The organism is Granulicella sp. WH15 (assembly GCF_009914315.1).
Classification (GTDB): Bacteria; Acidobacteriota; Terriglobia; order Terriglobales; family Acidobacteriaceae; genus Edaphobacter.
Genome location: NZ_CP042596.1, coordinates 4,266,036 through 4,289,231 on the forward strand (window position 1 = coordinate 4,266,036; position 23,196 = coordinate 4,289,231).

Sequence of the window (23,196 nt, forward strand, 5' to 3'; positions counted from 1 at the left end):
CACACAATCGTTAAGTGCAAGTTCGAACAATTCGTCTGGCAAAGCAGGTTCTACTTCACGCCCATACGTTTGGCTGAGACACGTTTTTGTGTAAACACGAAAGCAGAAGAATCCGGCCTTTTATTCTTTTCAGCAGGTCGGTAACCCAGGCATGTCGATATCTCTTGCGCAGCTTCACGTAGCTTCATAGAAAACAAAGGCAGAAGCTCTCGTGTAACTCTTACCATCGGGCCCGATATACTTATCCCTCCGACAACCTTCCCGTCCGCGCCAAGGATGGCTGCGCCGAGGCAACGCACCCCTGTTACGGCCTCGCCTTCATCAAGCGCAAACCCACGCTCTCGAATATTGACCAGGTCTCTTTTCAGCCTTCCTATACTCGTGATACTTCGCGGGGTCTTGCCTTCATCAAATTGAACATTGGCAAAGAGCTGCTCCCTTACCTGCTCATCCTTAATATTTGCGACGATTGCCTTTCCGAGCGAGGTGCAATGAAAAGGACGACGCATTCCAACCTTAGAGACAAGCCTGAAGGTGTGCAGTGTCTCAAGAATATCCAGATAGAGGACATCGGAGCCATCGAGAATCGCCAAGTTAATTGTCTCGCCAGTTACTTTCCACAGATGTTCCAGCATGGGCCGGCAAATCTTGCAAAGTGTTGCCTGGAAGCTGATTCCGCTCCCTAAGCGAGCCAGCTTCGGTCCCAGGGTGTAAGTTCCACCTGCATCACGAAACAGATAAGCTTCTGCTTCCAGATGGCTGGCAAACCGATGTACCGTGCTTTTATTAATCCCCGTCTGTCTGGCCAAGTCTCGTAGCTGGAGTCCATCAGGGGCTCGATCGAGCAACTCCAGAATCTTTAGCACTTTCGTGATTACTCCCACTGGAGCCGACTTCGACTTTGCCCGCATAGAGCAACTCCCCAGAATTGCTTTCGACAGGGGCAGCGCATATTATTCTGCGCTCACCTCCTTTGCTTGCGACTCCAAATCGAGAGATGCAATCACACTTGGCACAAATAGCCAAAAAGAAAGGCAGGATCGAATCCTCATTTGCGTTCAATCGCCATATGACTTTCCCCATTCGCAGGTCTCGGCGATGAAGATTTCAAGATATGCAATAGATGTTTCATTCTGCGGGCAGGACAGTAGCAGACTCCAGGAATTACAGTCAAGAAATCTTACTTTTCGATTGCTGTCCGTATTTTTTCCATGCTAGCGTCCATTTGACGAATGGATCGCCTATCGGCTCAACCGCAAGCAATGTCCTGCGACACCTATTTCGGAATCGCGCTCTCTCATAAACTACTTCCTGACAGCCTTGTGAATAAGTGAGTCATCTCTGCCATATCATGCGAGGACTTGCCCTAAGATAATGTCGAAGGCGTAGCATCGAATTTCCAGCACTATTCCACGTAACTCCTTAATCCATCGTTTGCAAAGGCGGAGTAAACACATGGCAAAAAAGGTAGCGGAGATCTTCATCGAGACACTCGTGAACGCCGGAGTAAAGCGGGTTTACGGGGTAGTAGGTGACTCCCTGAACGGACTCACTGAGGTCATTCGGAAGAACAAGCAGATTGAATGGCTGCATGTAAGGCACGAAGAGGTGGCCGCGTTTGCCGCCGGCGCGGAGGCTCATCTCACGGGAGAGATTGCGGTCTGCGCAGGCAGTTGCGGCCCGGGCAATCTTCACCTCATCAACGGGCTCTTCGACTGCCACCGTAGCCGTGTTCCCGTGCTCGCAATTGCAGCGCAAATTCCCAGCTACGAGATCGGCAGCGGCTACTTTCAGGAGACACATCCCGAGCATCTCTTTAAAGATTGCAGCCACTACTGCGAGTTGATCTCGCAGCCGGAGCAGATGCCACGCGTGCTGGGCATCGCCATGCGCACAGCTCTCACCAAGCGCGGCGTTGCCGTGATCGTCATTCCCGGCGACGTGGCGCTGCGAGAAACATCTGCCGCTGCGCTCTCACTTGGGATCGAGGACTCGGCCTCGTCATTGCTCCCGTCCGACAATGAACTTCGCCGTGCGGCTGACATCCTCAACCGCGCGCGCAGGGTGACCATTCTTGGCGGAGCGGGCTGCGCGGGAGCTCATGACGACTTGATCGCAGCGGCGGAGCGGCTGAAGTCACCGATCGTCCATGCGCTGCGCGGCAAGGAGTTTATCGAGTACGACAATCCCTATGACGTTGGGCTGACTGGCCTACTGGGCTTTTCCTCCGGTTATCACGCCATGATGAACTGCGATGTCCTTCTCATGCTGGGCACGGACTTCCCCTATCAGCAGTTCTATCCGAAGACCGCAAAGATTATCCAGGTCGACCGCCTCGGCGAGCAGATCGGACGCCGTACTCCAGCCGATCTGGGACTGATCGGCAACGTGAAGGACACGCTGGCGGCACTGACTCCCCTGCTCGAAGACAAGACCGACCGCTCGTACCTCGACCTGTGTCTCAGCCACTACAAAGACACACGCAAGGGCCTTGACGATCTTGCCGTGGGGGAGCCAGGCCGCACGCCAATCCATCCACAGTACGTCGCCAAGCTGCTCGACGAGTTGGCCGCAGAGGATGCGATCTTCACTTGCGACGTGGGCACACCTACGGTCTGGTCTGCGCGCTACCTGCACATGAACGGCAAGCGCAGGCTGCTCGGCTCCTTTACGCACGGCTCCATGGCCAATGCCCTGCCCCAGGCCATCGGCGCGCAGGCCAGCCATCCTGGCCGACAGGTCATCACGCTCTCCGGCGATGGCGGTCTGGCCATGCTGCTCGGCGATCTGCTCACGCTCCGCCAGCTCAGCCTTCCCGTCAAACTCATCGTCTTCAACAATAGCTCCCTCGGCTTCGTGGAGCTGGAGATGAAAGCAGCCGGACTGGTCGATTATGGGACCAATTTGCTCAACCCGAACTTCGCAAAGCTGGCCGAGTCCGCCGACATCCTCGGCATCCGCGTGGAGAAACCGGAGGAGCTGCGCCCCGCTCTGGCCGCGGCTTTTGCGCACTCCGGTCCTGCTTTGGTCGAGGTGCTCGTCAACCGGCAGGAGTTGTCCATGCCGCCAACCATTAGCATGGAACAGGCCCTTGGCTTTAGCCTTTATATGATTCGCGCTGTGTTGAGCGGACGCGGAGATGAAGTAGTGGACCTCGCTCGGACCAACCTGCTGCGCTGACACACACAACAGCTTTTGGAGAAGTGATAGATGAACGAGCACTTGCAAGCGGCCGCTTCCGGAAGAGTTCTTCAGGTCTCCCTCTCGGGATTCGACCTGATCAACTCCCCCCGTCTCAACAAGGGAACAGCCTTCTCCGATCATGAGCGCGATGTATTCGACCTGCACGGCCTGCTGCCTCCGCTTGTGGGCAGTCTCGCTGACCAGCTTGAGCGTCGTATGGCGGCCCTGCGGGCGCAACCTACCACCTTCAGCAAATACAGCTTCCTCCGCGATCTGCAGGACACCAACGAGACACTCTTCTATGCGCTGCTGGTGCGCAACATCGAAGAGATGCTGCCCCTCGTCTACACTCCGACCGTCGGCGAGGGCTGCCAGCGCTTCAGCGAGATATGGCGTAAGCCACGCGGACTATTTCTCAGCTATCCCAATCGGAATCGTATCGATCAGATTCTGAGCCACGCCATCTACGACGACGTAAAGTGCATTGTCGTCAGCGATGGCGAGCGCATCCTCGGACTGGGCGATCAGGGCGCGGGCGGCATGGGTATTCCCATCGGCAAGATGGCTCTCTACACCGCGCTCGGCGGCATTCATCCCGAGCACTGCCTTCCCATCCTGCTCGACGTAGGCACCGACAACCAGGACCGCCTGAAGAATCCTCTTTATATCGGATGGCGAAATCCCCGCATTCGCGGCCAGGAGTACGACGACTTTGTCGACCTCTTCGTCAAGAGCGTAAAGAAGCGCTGGCCGCACGTTCTCCTGCAATGGGAGGACTTTGCCGGTGCGAATGCTGCCCGATTCCTCGCCCGCTATCGCGATCAGCTCTGCACCTTCAACGACGACATCCAGGGCACCGCTGCTGTGGCCGCCGCCACCCTCATCTCTGCGATCAACGTAACCGGAGTGCCGCTTGAGCAGCAGAAGATTGCGATCGTTGGCTTCGGCAGCGCGGGTCTGGGCATCACCAATATGCTGGCGCAGTTCATGCAGGACAAGGGGCTCACCGCCGAACAGGCGCGCAGCCGCTTCTATGCCATCGACCGCTACGGCCTCGTTACCGAGGCGGGCCAGGACGTGCGCCCCGAGCAGATGCCCTACGCGCGCAAAGAGCAGGAGGTCGAGAGCTGGCGGCAGCCGAACGGCGAGATCGCGCTGCTCGACGTAGTGCGCAACGCAAAGCCCACAGTACTCATTGGTGTATCCGGCCAACCCGGCGCCTTCACCGAACAGGCAGTCCGAGAGATGGCGACCTACGCCGAGCGCCCCGTCATCTTTCCGCTCTCGAACCCTACCTCGCGCAGCGAAGCCACCGCTCAAGACCTGATGGACTGGACCGATGGCCGTGCTCTCATCGGTACCGGCAGCCCCTCCGAGCCAGTGAACGTCGCGGGCAAAAAAGTCCCCGTCACCCAGACGAACAACTCGTACATCTTCCCCGGTCTCGCGCTCGGCATCCTTGCCTCAAAGGCCAAACGCGTAACCGATGCAATGATTAAAGCGGCAGCCGAAGAGTTGATCCGCCACCTACCCACGCAGACGGATAAGCAAGCGCGCCTCCTCCCGCCGCTTTCAGAGGCCCGCAGCCTCGGTCACCTGATCGGCCAGGCCGTAGGCAGGCAGGCCATTCGCGATGGACAAGCACAGATCGCCAACGAGGATGCTCTGAACCGCGAGCTTCAAGCCAACACCTGGGAGCCTGTCTACGTTCCTTACCAACGGAAGAATATCGAGCCATGCAAGTAAATCGCCTATAGCCTCAACCTCATGTGCCCCATGTCTCAAAAGTGAGATACGCATGCTGGCGGTCTCTCTCTACAAGATCGCCAACGATATCCGCCTCCTCTCCCGCGGCCCACGTGCGGGCTTTGCCGAACTGCTGACTCCCGAGAACGAACCCGGCTCCTCCATCATGCCGGGCAAGGTAAACCAAGCCAAAGCCCTCACGATGATCGCGGTGCAGGTCATGGACAACTACGTGGCCACAGGCTTCGGTGGCGCGGGCGGCTACCTGGAGATGAACGTCTACAAGCCACTCATCATCCAGTCGATCCAACCAAGATGGTCGGGCCTTACTAGAGCACACTCAGGATGGTTCGACCGTTCACTGACAAAAGAGTGACAACCCACAGCCCCTGGCCGCTCTATGCTCGTCTCACATATCATCGCGCCAGCCAACGCAACTCGCTTCGCGTTTCCATTTCGCTGCCCGACAGTATAGGGGTGATCTGCCGCACCAACAAAACCGTGACAATTGCTTGACCACAAGATGACAACGCTCCCCGCACCGCTTGCTAGCCTCACAGATGAGGAGACACCTGCTTGCCCCTTTCCAGCCAAGAGCTTTCGCAACAGGTACACTCCCCTGCCTGGGCATTGCGAGACGATGCAGCCAGCACACTTCATCGCCTGAGCCGAGAACAGCAAATCCACAAGGCTGTTTTGCTGAGCTTCGCCGAGCCGGTCCCTTATCAGGTCGAGCTGCTGCTCCACCTCACCAGCAGTCAATGGCGTAGTCTACTTCATTGGCTCGATATCAGCGGCCTTGCGCTCTACCTACTCGATCGGCTCGCGGAACTGGGGCTGCACAGTGCGTTGCCTCCATCCGTACTCCAGCGTCTGCAACAAAACATGGACGACAATACCCAGCGAACACGCGGCATGATCGACGAGTCTGTTGCGCTTCAGCTTGAGTTTCAAAAGGCTGGCCTTTCGTATGCCGTAATGAAGGGCGTATCACTAAGCCCAGTGTCGGTGCCTAGTCCAGAGCTGCGCCATCAGTTCGATCTCGATTACCTTATCGCCGAACGGCACGCACCCGAAGCTCAACAGATCCTTGAGCGCCGTGGTTATCGCCTATACGCAGTCAGCGGTAAAAGCTGGGAGTTCAAAACCAACGCAGCACCATACGTCTCGATGAAGGATTTCTACAAGGATCTCCCCAGCCTCGCTGTAGAACTGCATCTGGAAGCCAAGACCTCTGAGTCTTCGCGCCTGCACCGCATCGTGCACCGAGAGATCTGCGGCATCACCATGCCGGTCTTTTCACCCGTCGACCTCTTCCTGGCCCAAGGACTTCATGCTTTCAAAGATGTATGCAGCGCCTTCTCCCGCTCCGCACACTTGCTTGAGTTCTACCGCCACATACTCGCGCGCCGCGACGATACCACGTTCTGGCGCGAGCTTCGCGCAGCAGCCGAGAGTGACCTAAGAACAACCTTGGGAATCGGGATAGTAACTTACCTGATTACCTCTGTCATGGGCGACTTCGCTCCCGCGGAACTTACCTCCTGGACCGTTGCGACGCTGCCTCCATCCATACGCCTCTGGGTCGATCTATACGGTCAACGCACCATCTTCGGAAGCTATCCCGGAACCAAGTTGTATCTTCTTCTGCAGAAGGAACTAGAGATCGCAGGCATCACAGGCAAGCGTCCACTTAACCAGTTGCTCCTGCCGTCTCGCCTGCCGCTACCAGTGAGACAAGCCGTACTCAACGAAACACTCTCAACACGCATCTCGCGATACTGCATGCAGATTAAACACGTTCTTGCCCGCCTGCGTTTTCACATCGTGGAAGGATTGCGCTATGCCATCGAGCGACACCGCTGGCGGCAGCACCTGGATCGGCTCCCCTTATGACTTCATCCTTGCGTCCCGCAGCTCTTGCCTTTGATGCGATCGCTCCAGCCTTCGACTCGCGGTTCGGAGCCTGGTCCAGTGTGGCGGCACAGCGCCGCGCAGTACGCGCAGCCCTGCTGCAGCAGTTTCCATCCGAAGGCCGAGTGCTGGAACTCGGCGGCGGCACAGGCGAAGATGCGACCTTCCTTGCCGAACATGGCTTCAAGGTGCACCTTACAGACCCTTCGCCGACGATGGTGCAACTCTCAGCAGCCAAGCTAACCCCACTCGGTTCCACGGCAGAGATAGCCGCAGGAGAAGAGATGGAAGAGTTCGCCGACCGTTATCTCGCAGCGGGTCATCCTTTGTTCGACGGAGCCTATTCCAACTTCGCTCCACTCAACTGTGTCGTCGATCTTGCCCCGGTAGCGCGCGGCCTGGCCCGCCTGCTCAAACCTGGGGCCGCCGCCATGCTGGTGCTCTTCGGCACATGCTGCCCCGGCGAGATGATAGTTGAAACCCTACGCGGTCGGCCTCATCTGGCACTGCGTCGCTCCAAGCGAGGTATCGTACCGGCGCGCCTAGCCAAGCGTGAGTTCAACGTCGTCTACCATCGACGTCCAGAGATCGAACGTTCCTTCGCTCCATGGTTTGTACTCGAAAAACGAATTGGTATCGGCATCGCCGTGCCGCCCAGTGCAGCAGAGCCCTGGATCTCAAACCACCCGCGACTGCTCGCCACCATGGAGGCATGTGACCGCGCTCTCGCCCACCCCATGGCGATGCTGGGCGACCACGTGCTGTATCAGCTTCGCCGCACAGAACAATAAGCAATCCTCGAGAACACCCACATTGATTACGCTAAAAAAAATCGCTGAAATCGCTCTTCCAACACACTGGGCTAACTTCCGGCTATTAGGCTTCGAAGGTCTTCTCGAAGGAGATACCGTCAAACGCGAAAGCGCCCTGGCCCTCGTGCTTGGCGACATTCACAGCTCCCCTCCCCTGGTTCGCATCCACTCTCAATGCGCCACCGGCGACGTGTTCCATTCTCTGCGCTGCGATTGCCACGATCAGCTTCACCTCGCCTTGCGCACCATCGCAGAAGAAGGCACCGGCGTCCTTCTCTACGAACATCAGGAAGGACGCGGAATCGGCCTTATGGAGAAGCTGCGCGCCTACGCCCTACAGGACCAGGGACTCGACACCATCGAAGCCAATCTCCAGTTGGGGCATGCAGTGGACTTGCGTGATTACCGCCTTGCCGTGGCCATTCTGCAGCACCTTAAGATTCCCGCACTGCGCCTGATGACCAACAACCCCGAGAAGATCGACGCCGTGCTTGCCGCGGGAATCGAGATCGTCGAGCGCCTGAGCGCCGACGTACCCGGCAGCCCCTACTCGGCTCACTATCTCGCGGTCAAGCGTGATCAGCTCGGTCATCTCACGGGTTCCAAAACGATGACATTGATCTGACATTCTTGAGACAAGTGGCCACGCTACACAAAGCTACGCTGACTACATGAAGCGGAGCTCCCCATCGCATCCAGTCTCACGACATGCACGCTCGCAGGGCAGCCGCGCAATCACCGAGGTGGACCGTGGCTGATATCTTATTGACGCACTCGTATCATCTTCCGTACGACGCCAAACAGCTGCGTAAAATGCAGCCCTATGTACCGATCGGCACGCTCTATGCGGCAACAGCACTGCGCGATCGTGGTTTCTCCGTAGCGGTCTTCGATGCGATGCTTGAAACTCCAGCAGAGAAGTTCAAGGCCATGCTGCAACAGCATCAGCCGCAGATCGTGGCCGTCTACGAGGACGATTTCAACTTCCTCTCCAAGATGTGCCTCACGCGCATGAGAGAGGTGGCCTGGGAGATCGCACAGGCAGCTCGAGAGATCGGCGCTATCGTCCTGGTTCACGGTTCCGACTCCACCGACAATCCCGATCTGTTCCTCGCCAATGGCTTTGATTACGTGCTCTGCGGCGAAGCAGAGGAAGTTCTAGTCGAGCTATGCCACTCAATCATCAACAACACGGAGCTACCAAAGTTAGATGGCCTCGTAAGGCTCGACGAACACATGCAGACTGTCAGAAGTCAACAGCATCTGGCGAAAAACCCGGCGTGGTCTGACCTTTCACTTCCCGCCCGCGACCTGATCGATCTGGCCCCCTACCGTGCAGCATGGCTGAGTGCTCATGGGTACTTCTCGACGAACATGGTAGCCAGCCGCGGCTGCCCATTCCGCTGCAACTGGTGCGCAAAACCGATATCAGGCAATCGCTTCCATCTTCGCGCAGCCTCTACCGTAGCCGACGAGATGGAGTTGTTGAAACGCGCCGGAGTCCAGCACATCTGGTTCGGAGATGATGTCTTCGCACTCAATCATCACTGGGTCAGCGAGTTCGCGGCAGAGGTAACCAAGCGGAATGCGTCTATCCCCTTCAAGGTACAGTCTCGCGCCGACCTAATGGGGGAAGAGACAGTCCTACATCTCAAGGAGGCCGGATGCGCAGAGGTGTGGATGGGCGTTGAATCCGGCGCGCAGAAGATACTCGACGCGATGGACAAAGGCATCACCCTCGACACAATCATCGCTGCTCGCAATCGCCTGAAAGACGCGGGCATTCGCGCATGTTTCTTTCTCCAGTTCGGCTATCCGGGCGAGACCTGGACCGAGCTTCAGCAGACGATCTCCTTCGTTCGCAAGATGCGCCCAGATGACATCGGGATCTCCTTCTCATACCCCCTGCCAGGCACGCTTTTTTATGAGCGCGTGCAGGCTCAGCTTGGCACAAAGCGTAACTGGACCGACAGCGACGATCTGTGCATCATGTTCAGCGCCGCCTATACGACTGACTTTTATCGTGCGGTGCGCGAAGCGCTTCATGCAGAGGTCGATTCATGGCAGGAGCCTGAGCCCTCCCAACATACAGCCACCCGAGTCGCCGACTTATGGCGAAAGGTCGAGCAGCTAGAACCAGTGAGCCGCGATGCAGATGCATTCACCTTTCCCGAAACCATAGAAGCCTTTGCCCCACCGGTCATCGTGCCCGTGGAACAACTGCTTCCGCTCAGGAAAGCATAGATGCAGGCGCTCTCTTTTACTGCCAGAACCATATCCGAGGATCATCTCGGAGTTCACCTCCAATGCCCTCGTTGCAGAAGCAAGATGCAGGGGCTGCGGTGTTCGCAATGTTCAGTCCACATGGAGATGCGCAATGGCATCGTGCACGCCCTGCCACCCGCACGAGCTGCTTACTATGCCAGATTTATCGCCGATTATGAACATATCCGAGCAGAAGAGGGGCGAGGAAGCCAGAGCGAGGAGTTCTACCTATCGCTGCCGTACAAAGACAGCAGTGGAAGAAACAATAGCCAATGGAAGATCCGCTCGAAGAGCTACGATTACCTGATCCGGCGCGTGTTAAAGCCCTTGCATCATCGCGGATCGATTCTGGATCTCGGTGCCGGTAACTGCTGGATGAGCTTTCGTCTGGCGCTCCTTGGCTACAGCCCCATAGCCGTGGACCTGCTCACCAACGAAGACGACGGCCTGGGTGCCGCTGCTCACTTCGACAAGCATCTTCCCAATCCAATTCCACGCTTCCAGGCCGAAGCTACACATCTCCCTTTCCAGGCCGGACAGTTCGACGCGATCATCTTCAACGCGTCCTTCCACTACTCTGAAGATTATGAGGCCACTCTGCGTGAGTCTCTGCGCTGCCTCAAACCCGGTGGCCTGGCAATCATCAGCGACACGCCCTGGTACTCACGCGAAGAGAGCGGAAGCCTGATGGTTGCCGAACGCCACGCCGCCTTTCGTCAACGCTTTGGCACCGCATCCAATTCAGTAACCAGCCTCGAGTTCCTGACCGACGAGCGCCTGCAAACTCTTGCAAAGAAGCTCTCAATCCAATGGACAGTGCACTCTCCCTGGTACGGCCTCAAGTGGGCCATGCGACCGTGGATCTCCAAGCTGCGCCACCGTCGTGAGCCATCCCGCTTTCGTATTTACGTCGCGAGGAAAGATGCGTAGTTCCATTTCCTCGTGCAACGGAGCCACGCTCATTCATGGCGCACGCTGCGCTATCGGCCCACAGGAAAACATATACGCATCCATAAAGATTGCTCATGGCCGCATCATGCACATACTGCACGATAGAGCATTATCACCTTCGACAGGCGAATACACAGAGATCAATCTCAGTGGCTTTTTGGTAATGCCTGGCTTGGTCAATGCACACGATCACCTGCAATTCGCCCTGCATCCGAGACTGGCGAACCCACCGTACCGCAATTACATAGACTGGGGCGAAGACATACACGCCCGGTTTCCTGATCTGTTTGCAAAGTACCGATCCATCCCCAGGGATGTACGTCTGTGGTGGGGCGGCATACGAAACCTTCTCTGCGGAGTCACAACCGTGTGCCACCACGACACGCTTTGGCCAGAGCTGCAAAGGGAAGACTTTCCGACAAAGGTGATTCAGAAATACGGCTGGGGACATTCTCTGGCTTTGGGCGGCGATCTTCACGCAGCCTACTCCGCCACGCCCGCAGACAGCGCCTTTATCATCCACGCGTGTGAAGGCCTTGACGAGCAGATGCGGGAAGAGCTATTCGAACTTGATCGCCTCAATCTTTTGAATGAGAATACCGTGCTCGTACACGGTCTTGCCATTGACAGCGCGGGCTTCTCCTTATTGCAGGCGCAACGAGCTTCATTGATCGTCTGTCCTTCGTCCAACAAGTTTCTCTTCGACAAGCTCCCCGACATGGACGTCCTCGGCACTCTGGAAAACATCGCTCTCGGCAACGATTCCCCCCTGACAGCCACAGGCGACCTCCTGGACGAGATTCGATTTGCTATCGTCTCTTGCGGCATCGCCCCCAGAACCGCTTATCACATGGTGACAGAAGCTCCCGCAAAGATACTGCGTTTGAGCAACGACGAAGGCGAGATCTGTGCATCCGGCGCAGCCGACCTGATCGCGATTCAAGATACGGGACAACACGCTGCGGACAGGTTGCGGACACTTTCCATCACGGACATAGAGCTCGTGATAGTTGCAGGGCGCGTACAACTTGCCTCAGAGGCAATCTGGAAGCGGCTTCCTTCCCAGTCAAGAGATGGCCTGAACCCGTTATCCATCGATGGAACACTCCGGTGGCTGCGCGCTCCCGTAAATGAGCTACTACAAAGAGCAGAAGAGATTCTCGGACCAGGACAAGTACGCCTCGGAGGCCGCCAGCTCTGCTCTCCGCCACATTGCGGTGATGCTGCATGAAAGCCCACTTCGGCGTCCTCTCTTACAAAGGCACCGGCCATCTAAACCCACTCATAGCCTTGTCACGACAGCTGGTAGCGCGCGGGCACCGAGTCACATTCTTTCAAAGCCCGGAGTTCGAGCAGAAGATACTTCGTCATGGCCTGGAGTTCTCTGCCATTAGAGTGCATGAGTCCCACTCGAGCCACTCAAAGCTCAAGCCATCCTCGCGCATTGCAGCGATGCGCAATGGTGTAAACCGCATCGCCGAAGACATGGAGTTCTTTCTGCAAGAGCTTCCCGCAGCCATTCAAGGCTCCGGCGTAGATACGCTCCTTATCGGCGAAATCTCTCTGGCCGGCCCCACCCTGGCCGAGATGCTTCGCCTCCCCTACTTCATCGTCTCCACCTCCATCCCGCACAACTTCGGATGGAACGCACCTTCATTCATCGCACCTACAGGATCATGGCTCGACCGCCTGCAAAAGTATGCTCTGGAGGTCTCTGTGCTGCGCATGAAAGGCCCCGTCCGCCGCAGGCTTGACCAGTACAGAAGCCGCGTCGGCCTGGGACCAATTCGCAAAGCTTATAAGGCCTTTCCTTCACTCGCCCACATCACGCAAGTTCCCCAGTGCCTCGATCTCCCCCGTGCCACACTTCCCGTAAACTTTTTCTACACCGCACCATTCGTGGACGAAAACACTCGACCATCCATTCCATTTCCCTGGGATCGCCTCGATGGTCGCCCCATCATCTACGCATCGCTGGGAACAACACGCAAGAACGATCCTGCCATCTTTCATCGAATCGCCGAAGCATGTAGCGACTTGGATGTGCAACTGGTCATCACACTGGGTGGTCGGCGAGACCCGGCGCTCTTCGTAGACCTCCCCGGAGATCCTCTGGTCGTGAAAGATGCTCCACAGCTTGAACTTCTCAAGCGAGCGGAGATTGTAATCACTCATGCCGGCCCGAACACCGTTCTCGAGACACTCATGCAGGGCAAGCCCATGCTCGCTCTACCCATGGTTCTCGATCAACCTGCCGTCGCCACTCGCCTGGCGCGATTAAACGCAGCCGAAGTCCTCTCCATCCCCAACCGCTCCTCGCAACAGATACGCGCCGCACTGGTAAGACTACAGAGCGACGCAAGCTATCGCGATGCAGCAAAAAAAATCCAGGCGCAGATGCAGTCCATACACGGCCTCAAGCGTGCCTCGGATATCATCGAAGCTGCCCTGGCGAGACATAGCTCCAACAACACTTGAATGACGTTCGTCTAACAGAAGGATGACAAGCAAATGACAACTGCACCCACAGCGCGAAGCTACGCTGGTGCGTGACTACTCCGCAACATCATCGTGTCGTCAGTTGGCTGGAGCGCGCGCTTCTTCTCCTGACCGTGTCATTTCTCTGCATCCACACACTGCCGCGCGCCTGGCGTACGCTCAACACCGACTTCCCCAACTACTATCTGGCGGCTCATCTCGCGCATGAGGGCTACGATACTTCGCGCATGTACGAATGGCCCTGGATCGAGCGCGAGAAGGATCATCGAGCCATCGACATCCGCGTCATCGGCTTGCTACCCATTACACCGTTCTCGACTCTCGCCGTCTGGCCACTCACAGGCTTCACCCCTCTACACGCCAAACACATCTGGATACTGCTGAACCTGGCCTTCCTCATCCCCATCGGCTGGATGCTGCGCTCGCTCACAGGTCTCAGCGCTCAACGCATTGCCTTGGCCATGTTCCTCAGCTTCCCACTGCATCGAAATCTGTTATACGGCCAGTTCTACGTGATTCTCTTGTTGCTGCTCACCGCAGCTTGCTTCAGCTATTTGCGTGGACATCGCGCTCTTGCCGGTGCGCTGGTGGCGATTGCCGCGGCCTGTAAGGTCTTTCCGCTTCTCCTGTTCGTATTTTTTCTACAGCGCAGAGACTGGCGTGCGCTCGCATCAGGCGCACTTACAGGCCTCTCCGCAGTTGCCATCTCCATCGCCATCTTCGGCCTGAACGCACACCGTACCTGGCTCCAGGAGATTCTACCCTGGGTCATGCGCGGAGAGGGGCTCGGCACCTATACGGCCGCCGCCTCCATCTCCGGTGTCCTGCATTGCCTCTTCCTCTCCGAACCCCAGTGGAACCCGCATCCCTGGCACGCATCCGTCCTTTGCTATTCACTGCTTGCGCCCGCGCTGCAGATGCTGGCACTAGCGCCAGCCATCCTGCTCATTCGCAGAAAAGATCACAGCAAACACCGCATCCTGCTGGAATGGTCGGCGCTATTGACGGCTGCTCTCGCCATCTCCACCATTCCGGCCTCTTACAACTTCGTTCTCATGCTCTTTCCTGTATGCGTGCTGGCGGCGACGCTGCTCCAACGCGGATACCATCTGTGGCTCGCAGCCCTGATCGCTGCCTACCTTGGCATCGGCTTTCCATTCCCCGTGCCCAACAGACCATTGGGCCTCTCAGTCCTTTTGTACGTTCCGCGACTTCCCCTAATGATGGCAGTACTCTGCGGGACTTACGCCCTCTTGTGGCGCGACACTACGCAAACAAGTTCCACCCGTGACTGGAGTCGTTACGCCTGGCCAATAGTCATGGCCACATCCGTAATCCTCAGCGCAAGCTCAACACTTCACATCGAACGAGCCATGCGGCAGGAGTACGCCTACCGTTTACCCCTGCAAACACAGGGATTTCTCAATTCAACTCCACAGTTAATTCGTAATGAAATCAGTTACAGTTCATTTACCTTCACGGGATACCAGCTAGTCACCCATGTCCAGAATGGAGTTCGAGTCAATCCCGCTGCCGACGCTCCGTACGACAATCTTTCCTTCACCCGCGACCCCGGACACACTTTTGTGGAGCAGGCATCAAGCCCCCGCTCACAGCTCATAGACCTGCAAGACACTACACACCTCGTGATCGAGGATGCGCGAGAACCGGCACTCTCATCCGATGGCCACGATCTCTCATTCATACGCGACGATCATGGCCGCGGACGACTTATGCTCCGCAGAGCATTTCAATCCAACACCGCACCTGATGTTGCACTGACTCCTCTTCAGCTAAATATCTACGAAGACTCGTTCCTCTCTGAGAGTGAGTACGCATTCTCCGCCACCGAAGCGGGCCATCAGCCCCAGATATACATAACGGATGCGACTCACAATAACTCCCCGATCACACTCGAGGCCTCTCGCTATCCGTCACTCTCTCCCGACCGGCGATGGATGGCCTACAGTCATCTTGATCGCGGTGTCTGGAACCTCTGGCTTCGTGATCGGGCAAGCGGCGCAACCCACAGGATCGCCGACGTTCCCTGCAACCAGATTCAACCTTCATGGGAGAGCGACTCACACACCCTGCTCTATTCCACCGATTGCGGCCGCAGCATATGGTTCACAGCCGTGGCGCGGCGAAGAGTCATTCCATAAAAAAGTTTATAGGCCACTAACCAGAAGATCGAGCTGCTCAATCGCTTGCTCCGAGTCACAGTATTCAAGCTCATACGTCGGAACTCGATCGAATATCCCCAGGATCTTCTCATGCTGGGCACGAATCTCACCCGCTGAATAAAGCTCTCTGCGCATACGCCTTGCGGCCGTACCCTCGGGCAAGGACACAAGCCTTCCCAGTGCAGACGGACGACGCACGAGATAAATAATCGCACACACCCTGGCATCGCTTGCCGTGCGAAGAACGGGCAACTCAGATACCGGAACCTCAATGGAAGGTTTCCCCTCCATACGCGGCGTTACCTCATGACTAAGCAGCTCTGGAAACAACTCCTTCGCCGCCGGACGAAAGCGTACTCGATGCGAGTGCCCCACCACTCGCGGAGCATCCGACTGGTTGATGAGATAACTAGTGTCATCCGACGTATAGGTCCATCCAGCACGCGCACAGGCATAAGCCAACGTTGACTTTCCCGCACCCGAGTCACCACAGAGCAAGAGTCCTCTTCCGTCCTTGCCAACACAGGCCGCATGAAGATCGGTAACGACTGACGCACCCAACAGCAGGTAGACCATCTTCTCTATAAAGTTGTAACGAAGGTAGAGCCTGTTCATCGACGCAGCCCTGGTCAACCACGCAAAGCCAGTGCAAGTCTTAAAATCCAGCATCGCCTGATTCTGTACATCCGCAACCAGGGAGTACAGATGGTTATACTCTCGACGAGTTGGCTCAGGGGGAGTTGCAAGACTAGTCCCTTCGCTGATTCCAATGCGTATCTGCAAACCTGTAACGGCACGACACTCCTTGATGTGCCCAAAACTCTCGTTCGCTGCTTCAAGCACATCGCGATGATTGGTCAGAATCTCGATAGCAAAGCCAAGCGGATAAAACGTTTCACGCAAAGGCAGATCCATATCGCACAGCAGCGCGTCCTGCGACCTTCCGAGTGCTTTCTCTACCACCTCTTCCGGGGCTACCTGATCGATAAGCTCGCTGTCCATATCGCTTCTCTCCTCTGCTCGTTCATTCGCGCGCCGCCATACTGAAACGCGATGGGAGCAGACGCTACCCCGAGCTTAATGAACCAGCAGAGAAGTAATTGTCATCTCGAAGTAAGAAGATTGTCACCGCCCTACGTCTGCCTCTTTCGTCCATCGCGACGTGACAATCAATTGACAAAGAGCAGATGATCCGGAGACACCCACGCGTGTACCCCTTAGCTATGGTGAACTCAGCGCCACCACCAATCGGTGGCTCGGCAGAGGTGAACCGAATGAAAGCTTTTCACGAACTCAAGGCAGCCGATCTCACAGCAGAGGTTCTGCAGGATGAGATCGCCTCCAAGGGCTATGTACTGATCCGCGGCCTCCTGCCCCAGGACGCTGTCCACTCCGTGCTGGATGATGTAACACAGCTTCTATCCACCGCGAACTGGCTGGCAGCAGACAGCGACCCTAGAGAGAGAATTGCCAGGATGGGCGCGGCCTGCGGCGATCCGGACCCAGTGTTCAAGCGTGTCTACCAAGAGGTGTTCAACCTCGAATCCTTCCATGCTCTGCCCCATCAATCCACGTTGCACAACGTGATGAAGATGCTCGTCGGCGATCAGGTGCTGGTTCACCCCAAGCCAATCGGCCGCCTGATCTTCCCCAACTGCGAGCATCTCGTCGTTCATGCCCACCAGGACTACGAGTTCATGGGAGGAGACCCCGAGTTCTTCACCGTGTGGATACCCCTGCACGATTGCCCTGTCAACGCAGGCCCCTTACGGATACTCGAAGGCTCCCATCGCTTCGGTGTTCAGCCGCACCAGCGAGAGAATCTCCACGTCCCGGAGATCCCGATAGAAGAGGCCGCAGGCGAGGCATGGGTTGGGGGTCGCATCAACGCCGGTGATGTCCTGATCTTCCACAGCCTGACCGTTCACGCGGCATCTCCGAACCTTACCGAGCAGATGCGCATCTCGCTCGATTGCAGATTCCAAGATGCTCGTCGCGTCCTCAATCCATCCAATCTGGTCTTCGCCGGTGAGTCCGGAAAGTCCTGGGAGAAGACCTACGCCAACTGGCAGTCGGATGAGCTGAAGTTTTACTGGAGGAGTATTCCGCTAACCTTCAAGCCCTCCAAGGCAGAGCTGGAGCATCTGTCCCAGACAGCTGAATCCCCATCGGCTCGCGCGAAGTATGCACGCATGGTCAGCCAGCTTATCTAGCTACCGATGAACTAAAAGAGCTCCGTAATCTGAATGCAACCGTTCAGATTACGGAGCTCTTTCGTCGATGCTTACGCTATAAACCTCAGCCTTGCACCAGCCGACTATCAGGTGCAAGGCCGCAGATCAGAAGCAAGGCTCGTCGCATTCATTCTGGAGCCGATAGCGGATAAGCTCCGCAACGGTAAGCATCTTCAGACCGTGTTCACAGCAAAAATCAACGAGATCCGGCACACGCGCCATTGTGCCGTCATCCTTCATGATCTCGCAGATAACCCCCGCGGGCCTAAGCCCCGCCAACCTGGCCAGATCCACCGAGGCCTCCGTCTGTCCCGCACGCACCAGCACGCCGCCATTGCGCGCCCGCAAGGGAAACACATGACCAGGCCGCGCGAGGTCCTGCGTGGTCGAATCCGGATTGATGGCGACACGAATGGTATGGGCGCGATCATGCGCGGAGATGCCCGTCGTCACGCCCTCCCTGGCCTCAATGCTCTCCGTAAACGCAGTACCAAAGCGAGAGGTATTCACCTGGGCCATAGGATTGAGCCGCAGATGATCGGCACGTTCTTCCGTCAGCGTCAGGCAGATAAGCCCACGGCCAAACCTCGCCATAAAGTTGATGGCCTCGGGCGTTACGAACTCCGCGGCAAGCGTGAGATCGCCTTCATTTTCGCGGTCTTCATCGTCCACCACAACAATCATGCGTCCAAGGGCAAAGCACTCAAGCGCCTCCGGAACAGTGACAAATGGCATCAGCATACTCATTCCATCCCATGCATTTCATTTACATTCCACACATTCAGCGCTACGGGTTGAAGAAGCGCAGCAACTCTTCCTCATCATGCTGACTCAGTTGCGCCCGCACGCGCATATGACGCACCACCGTGCCCGAGATGCGCGGCGAAAATCCATCCGGTGCCGTATGACAACGAGAGCAGTTCTGAGCAAAGATGCGTTCGCCCTCGCTGTGAACCTGCTCAGATTTCTGCGGCTGAGCAACGCGCTTCTGAGCTGCCTGCTGCGTCGGCGCTGTCTGCGCCTGTGCCGCAGCAACAAAGATCAGTAGAAACGCACCAACTGCGAGTGCAAATCGAGAAATATATTTCGAGCTCATCTTCATTTTCCTTTCCAGGCTGGAAATAGGAAGCGATAAACGATCCCCGTCTCCCAGATGTTGTTATTACCGGTGGAAGAAAACTGCCGTGAGTAGCTGGTAAGAATTCGCGTGTTATGCGGCAGGTTGTAGTCCAGCCCAAAGTCCGCACGCTGAGTATTTACGAGCGGCAGGCCATCGCTGACAACGGTATCTCGACGAAACGTCTGCTGAATACGGAACACCGGCTCGATACGGCCGATCCAGCTATCCAGCCCTCCAAAAGCCTGCGTCCGATAGTCTGCTTCGATCCAGTAGCCCTGCGCATGATGGCCACGCGCAAACTCCGAGCGAATCCGGAGTGCAGTATTCTTCGGCTCCCACCATACATGCGTGCCGTAGAAGTTCTCTTGTGTCCCTTGCAGCAATCGCCCGTACGACACACCTACCTCCAACCGGCTATCCGGCAGATAGAGGCTCGCGCGGCCGCCAGTGGAGCGTTCCGAATTGAACTGCTCATTCCCGCTGCGTGCGGAAAAGTAGCCAACGTAATCGATCGAGTATTTATGACGTGAGATAGCAGAGCCACGCAGCTCTCCACCAACTCCAGTGCCAGTTCCCATTGCACCCAGGCTTGCGATCAATGGGCCATCTTGCAGATTCCCAATCCAGAGAGGGGAGAGCCGCTCGTTATAAGTACCGAAGGGCGTGATGAAGCTGCCGCCCACAATCGTGAGGTGCCGGGTCGCAAGATAGTCTCCCTGCAGATAAGTCAACCCGATGAAATGGCTATGATCGTACCCAGGTTGACCGCCACCATTAGGCGCAAAGGACTCGGTCAACGCGGCTCGAGACTCCACAAGAAAATGATTTCCGATTGGCGCAGCCAGCAGCGGCTCAATGATGGGCGTATAAGATGTGCTGCCTCCATTGGTTCTAGTGAGAAACCCCACACCACCGGACAGCAATGGGGTATCTTGTGCGGCTCCATACCGCACGGCGCAAAGCATGGCCAGAACCAAGGCAACACGCCTCGTTGACCGTGCCACTTCAGTGAGAGTGAGATGCGAAAATAAACGCGGCATACCTGCAAACTATCGACATGCTCGCCTCGGCGTGTCTCCGGATCGTCTAGTCCTTGTCAATGGATTGTCACTTTTGCAGCCGCGACAACCAACGGCTACCGAACCGCACGAGCAACAAAGGAATGACAATTCGCTGACGCACCCATGACACCGCTCCCCCCCCCTGTTCTCTAGGGTCAATGGTGAAGAGCCGACTGCTCCGGCAGTGCTCCTACTCACTGGTGCAACCATATGACTCTACGGCAACACACGCATCTGAATGTCCGCTTCGCCCGGCCTGCCCGGGTGCTTCTGTTAGCCCTGTCATCCGTCGCAGGCTTCATGCTTCTTCTTCCGAGCCACGCCATGGCCCAGGAGTCGTCCGTCCTTGATTCGACGCAGAGCACAAGCACATCGCAGCCTCCGACGAATCCAGACACCAGCGCCTCCGCGATGGCCTTTGGCGGTAGCACAGATACAAGCGACGATCGCACCTCCTCTATTGCTTCGAGCAATTTGGATGCTCCCGCAGCCTCTCTGCCTGCCGACCAGATCATTCGTATCCTCGAGCAGAACCCCGACCTATCGACAGAGGTAAAGTCCCAGGTCGCCGACCGTCTGCAGCAGCAGGGGACGCAGGTCGAAGCAAGCGATATCTCCGACGCGATGCTCGACAACCAGATCATGACCAACGCCGGCGTGCGTGCAAACATCACAACCTTCCTGCGCTCGCGCGGATACATCTCTCCCCAGAACGGCCTGCAATCCATGGCTACAGGCAACGCGCAGGACGATCCCTTATCCTCGCAGTCTGCCTTGGCATTGTCGGACAACATGAGCACCGCCACCCGGTTCTCTTCAAACTCCTCTCCCCTCGATGAGGACGAAACCACGCTGTCGCCTCGCACCAACACCAGCATCAACCGTCAGAACAATGCGGCCCGGCGAGGACACGAAGAGACGAGCGCCTCGACCGATGCCCCCAAGGTCTTTCATCAACCAACGCCCTACAACCTGCGTTCTATGCGCGATCTGTACACACAGATCCCAGAGCAGTCGGCCCCTCTCAAGCGCTTCGGCTCAGAGGTCTTCGTCACCCGCGACCTCTCTTCGTCCATGTCTCGCGGAACTTCGACTCGCGACACGCCCCTCGACATCCCCCTGGGACCGGACTACGTCGTCGGCCCTGGCGACACGCTCACCATTAACCTGTGGGGCGGCGTCACGCAGAGCCTCACGCGCGCCATCGACCGCAGCGGCCAGATCCTGCTACCCGAAGCCGGTTCACTTCAGGTCGCAGGTCTGCCTCTGCAACGCGCCGAGAGCCTGATCACCAGCGCACTCAAGCAGCAGTACCGCAACGTGCAGGTCTCCGTCATGATCTCGCGCCTGCGCTCGGTCCGCGTCTACCTCGTAGGCGATGTGCAACGCCCCGGCGGCTATGACATCAGCTCGCTCGCAACTCCCCTCAGCGCCCTCTACGCGGCTGGCGGTCCCACCTCGGTCGGCTCGCTCCGCATCGTCCGCCACTATCGCGGACAGCAGCTCATCGAAGACATCGACCTCTACGACTTTCTCCTCCACGGCGTTCAGAAGAACAGCGCACGCTTCGAGAGCGGAGACACACTACAAGTCCCTCCCGCAGGCCCGCAGGTCGCGGTCTCAGGCGCAGTCAAGCGGCCTGCCATCTACGAGCTCAAGCCCGGCGAATCAACCCTTGCCTCCGTGGTGGAAGACGCAGGTGGCCTGACGGTTGCGGCCTCACTCGGCCACATCACCATCGAGCGCATCGACGCCAACCACCAGCGCGAGACCGTAACCCTAAGCAACTCCAGCGGACAAGCCCCACAGCCAGACCACGCCGCTATCGATAAGTTCCTTATCAAAGATGGAGACCGCATCCACATCGCCCCCATCCTTCCCTACAGCGAGCGCGCCATCTACCTACAAGGCCACGTCGTACGCCCTGGACGCCTGCCTTATTCCGATGCCATGCGCCTTAGCGATGTGCTGCACAGCTATCAGGACATGCTGCCGGAGCCCGCGGCCCACGGCGAGATCGTGCGCCTCGTTCCCCCCGACCTCCATGCCGAGACTATCTCCTTCGATGTCCCCGACGTGCTCATCGGCAACGCGAACCTCTCGCTTCAGCCCTTCGATACGATCCGCATCTTCGGCCGCTACGAGGTCGATACCCCCAAGGTCACGATCCACGGCGAAGTTCTCCGCCCCGGCAACTATCCCCTCTCGGCCGGCATGACGGCAGCTCAGCTCGTGCGCATGGCCGGTGGTTTCAAGCGCGACGCACTACTCGACAGCGCCGACCTCACCAGCTACGGCATCGAAGGCGGCAACCGCGTAGCAGGCAAGCTCGCCACACTCCACATCGGAGCCGCCGTCAACGGCACCGAGCCCAACTCAGACGTGCCTCTCAAGCCCGGCGATATCCTCACCATCCACCAGATCACCGGCTGGAACGACATAGGCCAATCAGTCAGGATCGAAGGTCAGGTCCGCTTCCCCGGCAACTACGGCTTTCAAGAGGGCGAGCATCTCAGCTCCGTTCTCCGCCGTGCCGGTGGCCTGCGCGACACCGCATATCCAGAGGGCGCCGTGCTTATCCGCGAGCAGGTACGAGAGCTTGAAGAGAAGAGCCGTCAAGAGCTGATCCGTCAGATTGAGACCAACTCCGCAGCCGCACGCCTTGGCCCAGCTCTTGGAGCCGGAGACACAGGCAGCACGCTGCAACTCATCAAGTCGCAACAGGAGCAGGCCCTCAATCAGTTGAAGAGCCAACCCGCCAGCGGCCGCATGGTCATCCACATCAGCGACGACATCAATAGCTGGGCCAACACCCCCGCGGACATTGAGCTGCGTCGCGGTGACGTCCTTACCATCCCCAAACGCCCCGGCTTCGTGCTCGTGTCGGGCCAGGTCTACAACGCCACCGCGCTCACCTTCGCACCGGGCAAAACAGCAGCCTGGTATCTGAGCCACGCTGGCGGCACCAACAGCACCGCCAACAGGAAGGAAATCTTTATCATCCGAGCCAACGGCTCCGTAGTGGGACACCACTCCGGCGGCTTCTTCGACCCCAACGTGCTCTCCACCCGGCTCAATCCCGGCGACGTCGTCGTAGTGCCGCAGAAGATCATCGGAGCCTCTCTCCTGTGGCGCAACCTCCTGACCACCGCCCAGCTTGCCTCGTCCATCGGTATCACCGCAGGTATCGCGGCAGCAGCCCTGTAAGCAATGCCAGCGTCTCGCATC

At 57.5% G+C, this 23,196-nt stretch carries 17 protein-coding genes and 1 pseudogene; 13 read left to right on the plus strand and 5 right to left on the minus strand.

From position 1 onward, the window contains the following. Positions 1–50 precede the first annotated feature (50 nt). Positions 51–911, minus strand: a complete 861-nt coding sequence (locus FTO74_RS17665) for an IclR family transcriptional regulator (RefSeq protein ID WP_162539328.1) — start codon at positions 909–911, stop codon at positions 51–53. Between the two features lie 544 nt (positions 912–1,455). Between FTO74_RS17665 and poxB the strand changes: the two genes are divergently transcribed. The 11 genes from poxB (at position 1,456) to FTO74_RS17720 (ending at position 15,532) form a co-directional block, all read left to right on the plus strand. Then, positions 1,456–3,180 carry a ubiquinone-dependent pyruvate dehydrogenase gene (gene poxB, locus FTO74_RS17670; protein ID WP_162539329.1) on the plus strand — a complete coding sequence of 575 codons (1,725 nt, stop codon included), beginning with the start codon at positions 1,456–1,458 and terminating at the stop codon, positions 3,178–3,180. A 30-nt stretch (positions 3,181–3,210) separates the two neighbouring features. Next, positions 3,211–4,929, plus strand: a complete 1,719-nt coding sequence (locus FTO74_RS17675) for an NAD-dependent malic enzyme (RefSeq protein ID WP_162539330.1) — start codon at positions 3,211–3,213, stop codon at positions 4,927–4,929. A 52-nt stretch (positions 4,930–4,981) separates the two neighbouring features. Continuing rightward, positions 4,982–5,305: a lyase family protein gene (locus FTO74_RS17680; RefSeq protein WP_255462361.1), complete on the plus strand. Its 324-nt coding sequence runs from the start codon at positions 4,982–4,984 to the stop codon at positions 5,303–5,305. Between the two features lie 200 nt (positions 5,306–5,505). Then, on the plus strand, positions 5,506–6,825 hold the full coding sequence (locus tag FTO74_RS17685; protein WP_255462362.1) for a nucleotidyltransferase family protein: 1,320 nt from the start codon (positions 5,506–5,508) through the stop codon (positions 6,823–6,825). Continuing rightward, a complete protein-coding gene (locus FTO74_RS17690) occupies positions 6,822–7,634 on the plus strand; it encodes a class I SAM-dependent methyltransferase (protein ID WP_162539331.1) in 813 nt (270 codons plus the stop codon). The genes FTO74_RS17685 and FTO74_RS17690 overlap by 4 nt, the downstream gene beginning before the upstream one ends. Before the next feature lie 25 nt (positions 7,635–7,659). Further along, positions 7,660–8,280: a GTP cyclohydrolase II gene (gene ribA / locus FTO74_RS17695; protein WP_162539976.1), complete on the plus strand. Its 621-nt coding sequence runs from the start codon at positions 7,660–7,662 to the stop codon at positions 8,278–8,280. Between the two features lie 125 nt (positions 8,281–8,405). Beyond that, positions 8,406–9,899, plus strand: coding sequence for a radical SAM protein (locus FTO74_RS17700; protein ID WP_162539332.1), 1,494 nt, complete (start codon positions 8,406–8,408; stop codon positions 9,897–9,899). A gap of 126 nt (positions 9,900–10,025) precedes the next feature. Further along, positions 10,026–10,850, plus strand: a complete 825-nt coding sequence (locus FTO74_RS17705; RefSeq protein WP_255462363.1) for a class I SAM-dependent methyltransferase — start codon at positions 10,026–10,028, stop codon at positions 10,848–10,850. Further along, entirely contained in the window at positions 10,843–12,102 is a 1,260-nt protein-coding gene (locus FTO74_RS17710) for an amidohydrolase family protein (protein ID WP_162539334.1), read from the plus strand. Before FTO74_RS17705 ends, FTO74_RS17710 begins: the two co-directional genes overlap by 8 nt. After that, on the plus strand, positions 12,099–13,349 hold the full coding sequence (locus FTO74_RS17715; protein WP_255462364.1) for a nucleotide disphospho-sugar-binding domain-containing protein: 1,251 nt from the start codon (positions 12,099–12,101) through the stop codon (positions 13,347–13,349). The genes FTO74_RS17710 and FTO74_RS17715 overlap by 4 nt, the downstream gene beginning before the upstream one ends. A gap of 71 nt (positions 13,350–13,420) precedes the next feature. Continuing rightward, positions 13,421–15,532 carry a glycosyltransferase 87 family protein gene (locus FTO74_RS17720; protein ID WP_255462365.1) on the plus strand — a complete coding sequence of 704 codons (2,112 nt, stop codon included), beginning with the start codon at positions 13,421–13,423 and terminating at the stop codon, positions 15,530–15,532. A gap of 6 nt (positions 15,533–15,538) precedes the next feature. On the opposite strand, the gene FTO74_RS17725 is transcribed toward FTO74_RS17720, so the two are convergent. Next, positions 15,539–16,555 (minus strand): aldolase, encoded by a 1,017-nt coding sequence (locus tag FTO74_RS17725; RefSeq protein ID WP_162539336.1) that lies wholly within the window; start codon positions 16,553–16,555, stop codon positions 15,539–15,541. A 272-nt stretch (positions 16,556–16,827) separates the two neighbouring features. On the opposite strand from FTO74_RS17725, the gene FTO74_RS17730 reads away from it, so the two are divergent. Continuing rightward, entirely contained in the window at positions 16,828–17,766 is a 939-nt protein-coding gene (locus FTO74_RS17730) for a phytanoyl-CoA dioxygenase family protein (RefSeq protein WP_162539337.1), read from the plus strand. Positions 17,767–17,913: 147 nt separating this feature from the next. On the opposite strand, the pseudogene ribB reads toward FTO74_RS17730, so the two are convergent. The 3 genes and pseudogenes from ribB to FTO74_RS17745 all read right to left on the minus strand — a co-directional run. Beyond that, positions 17,914–18,528: pseudogene (ribB, locus tag FTO74_RS17735) on the minus strand (3,4-dihydroxy-2-butanone-4-phosphate synthase); the annotation flags it as partial. Positions 18,529–18,574: 46 nt separating this feature from the next. Beyond that, a complete protein-coding gene (locus FTO74_RS17740; protein WP_255462366.1) occupies positions 18,575–18,889 on the minus strand; it encodes a cytochrome c in 315 nt (104 codons plus the stop codon). After that, positions 18,886–19,884, minus strand: coding sequence for a hypothetical protein (locus tag FTO74_RS17745; RefSeq protein WP_255462367.1), 999 nt, complete (start codon positions 19,882–19,884; stop codon positions 18,886–18,888). Before FTO74_RS17745 ends, FTO74_RS17740 begins: the two co-directional genes overlap by 4 nt. A gap of 294 nt (positions 19,885–20,178) precedes the next feature. Here FTO74_RS17745 and FTO74_RS17750 point away from each other — a divergent pair, with 294 nt between their 5' ends. Next, positions 20,179–23,175 (plus strand): SLBB domain-containing protein, encoded by a 2,997-nt coding sequence (locus FTO74_RS17750; protein WP_255462368.1) that lies wholly within the window; start codon positions 20,179–20,181, stop codon positions 23,173–23,175. Positions 23,176–23,196 lie beyond the last annotated feature (21 nt).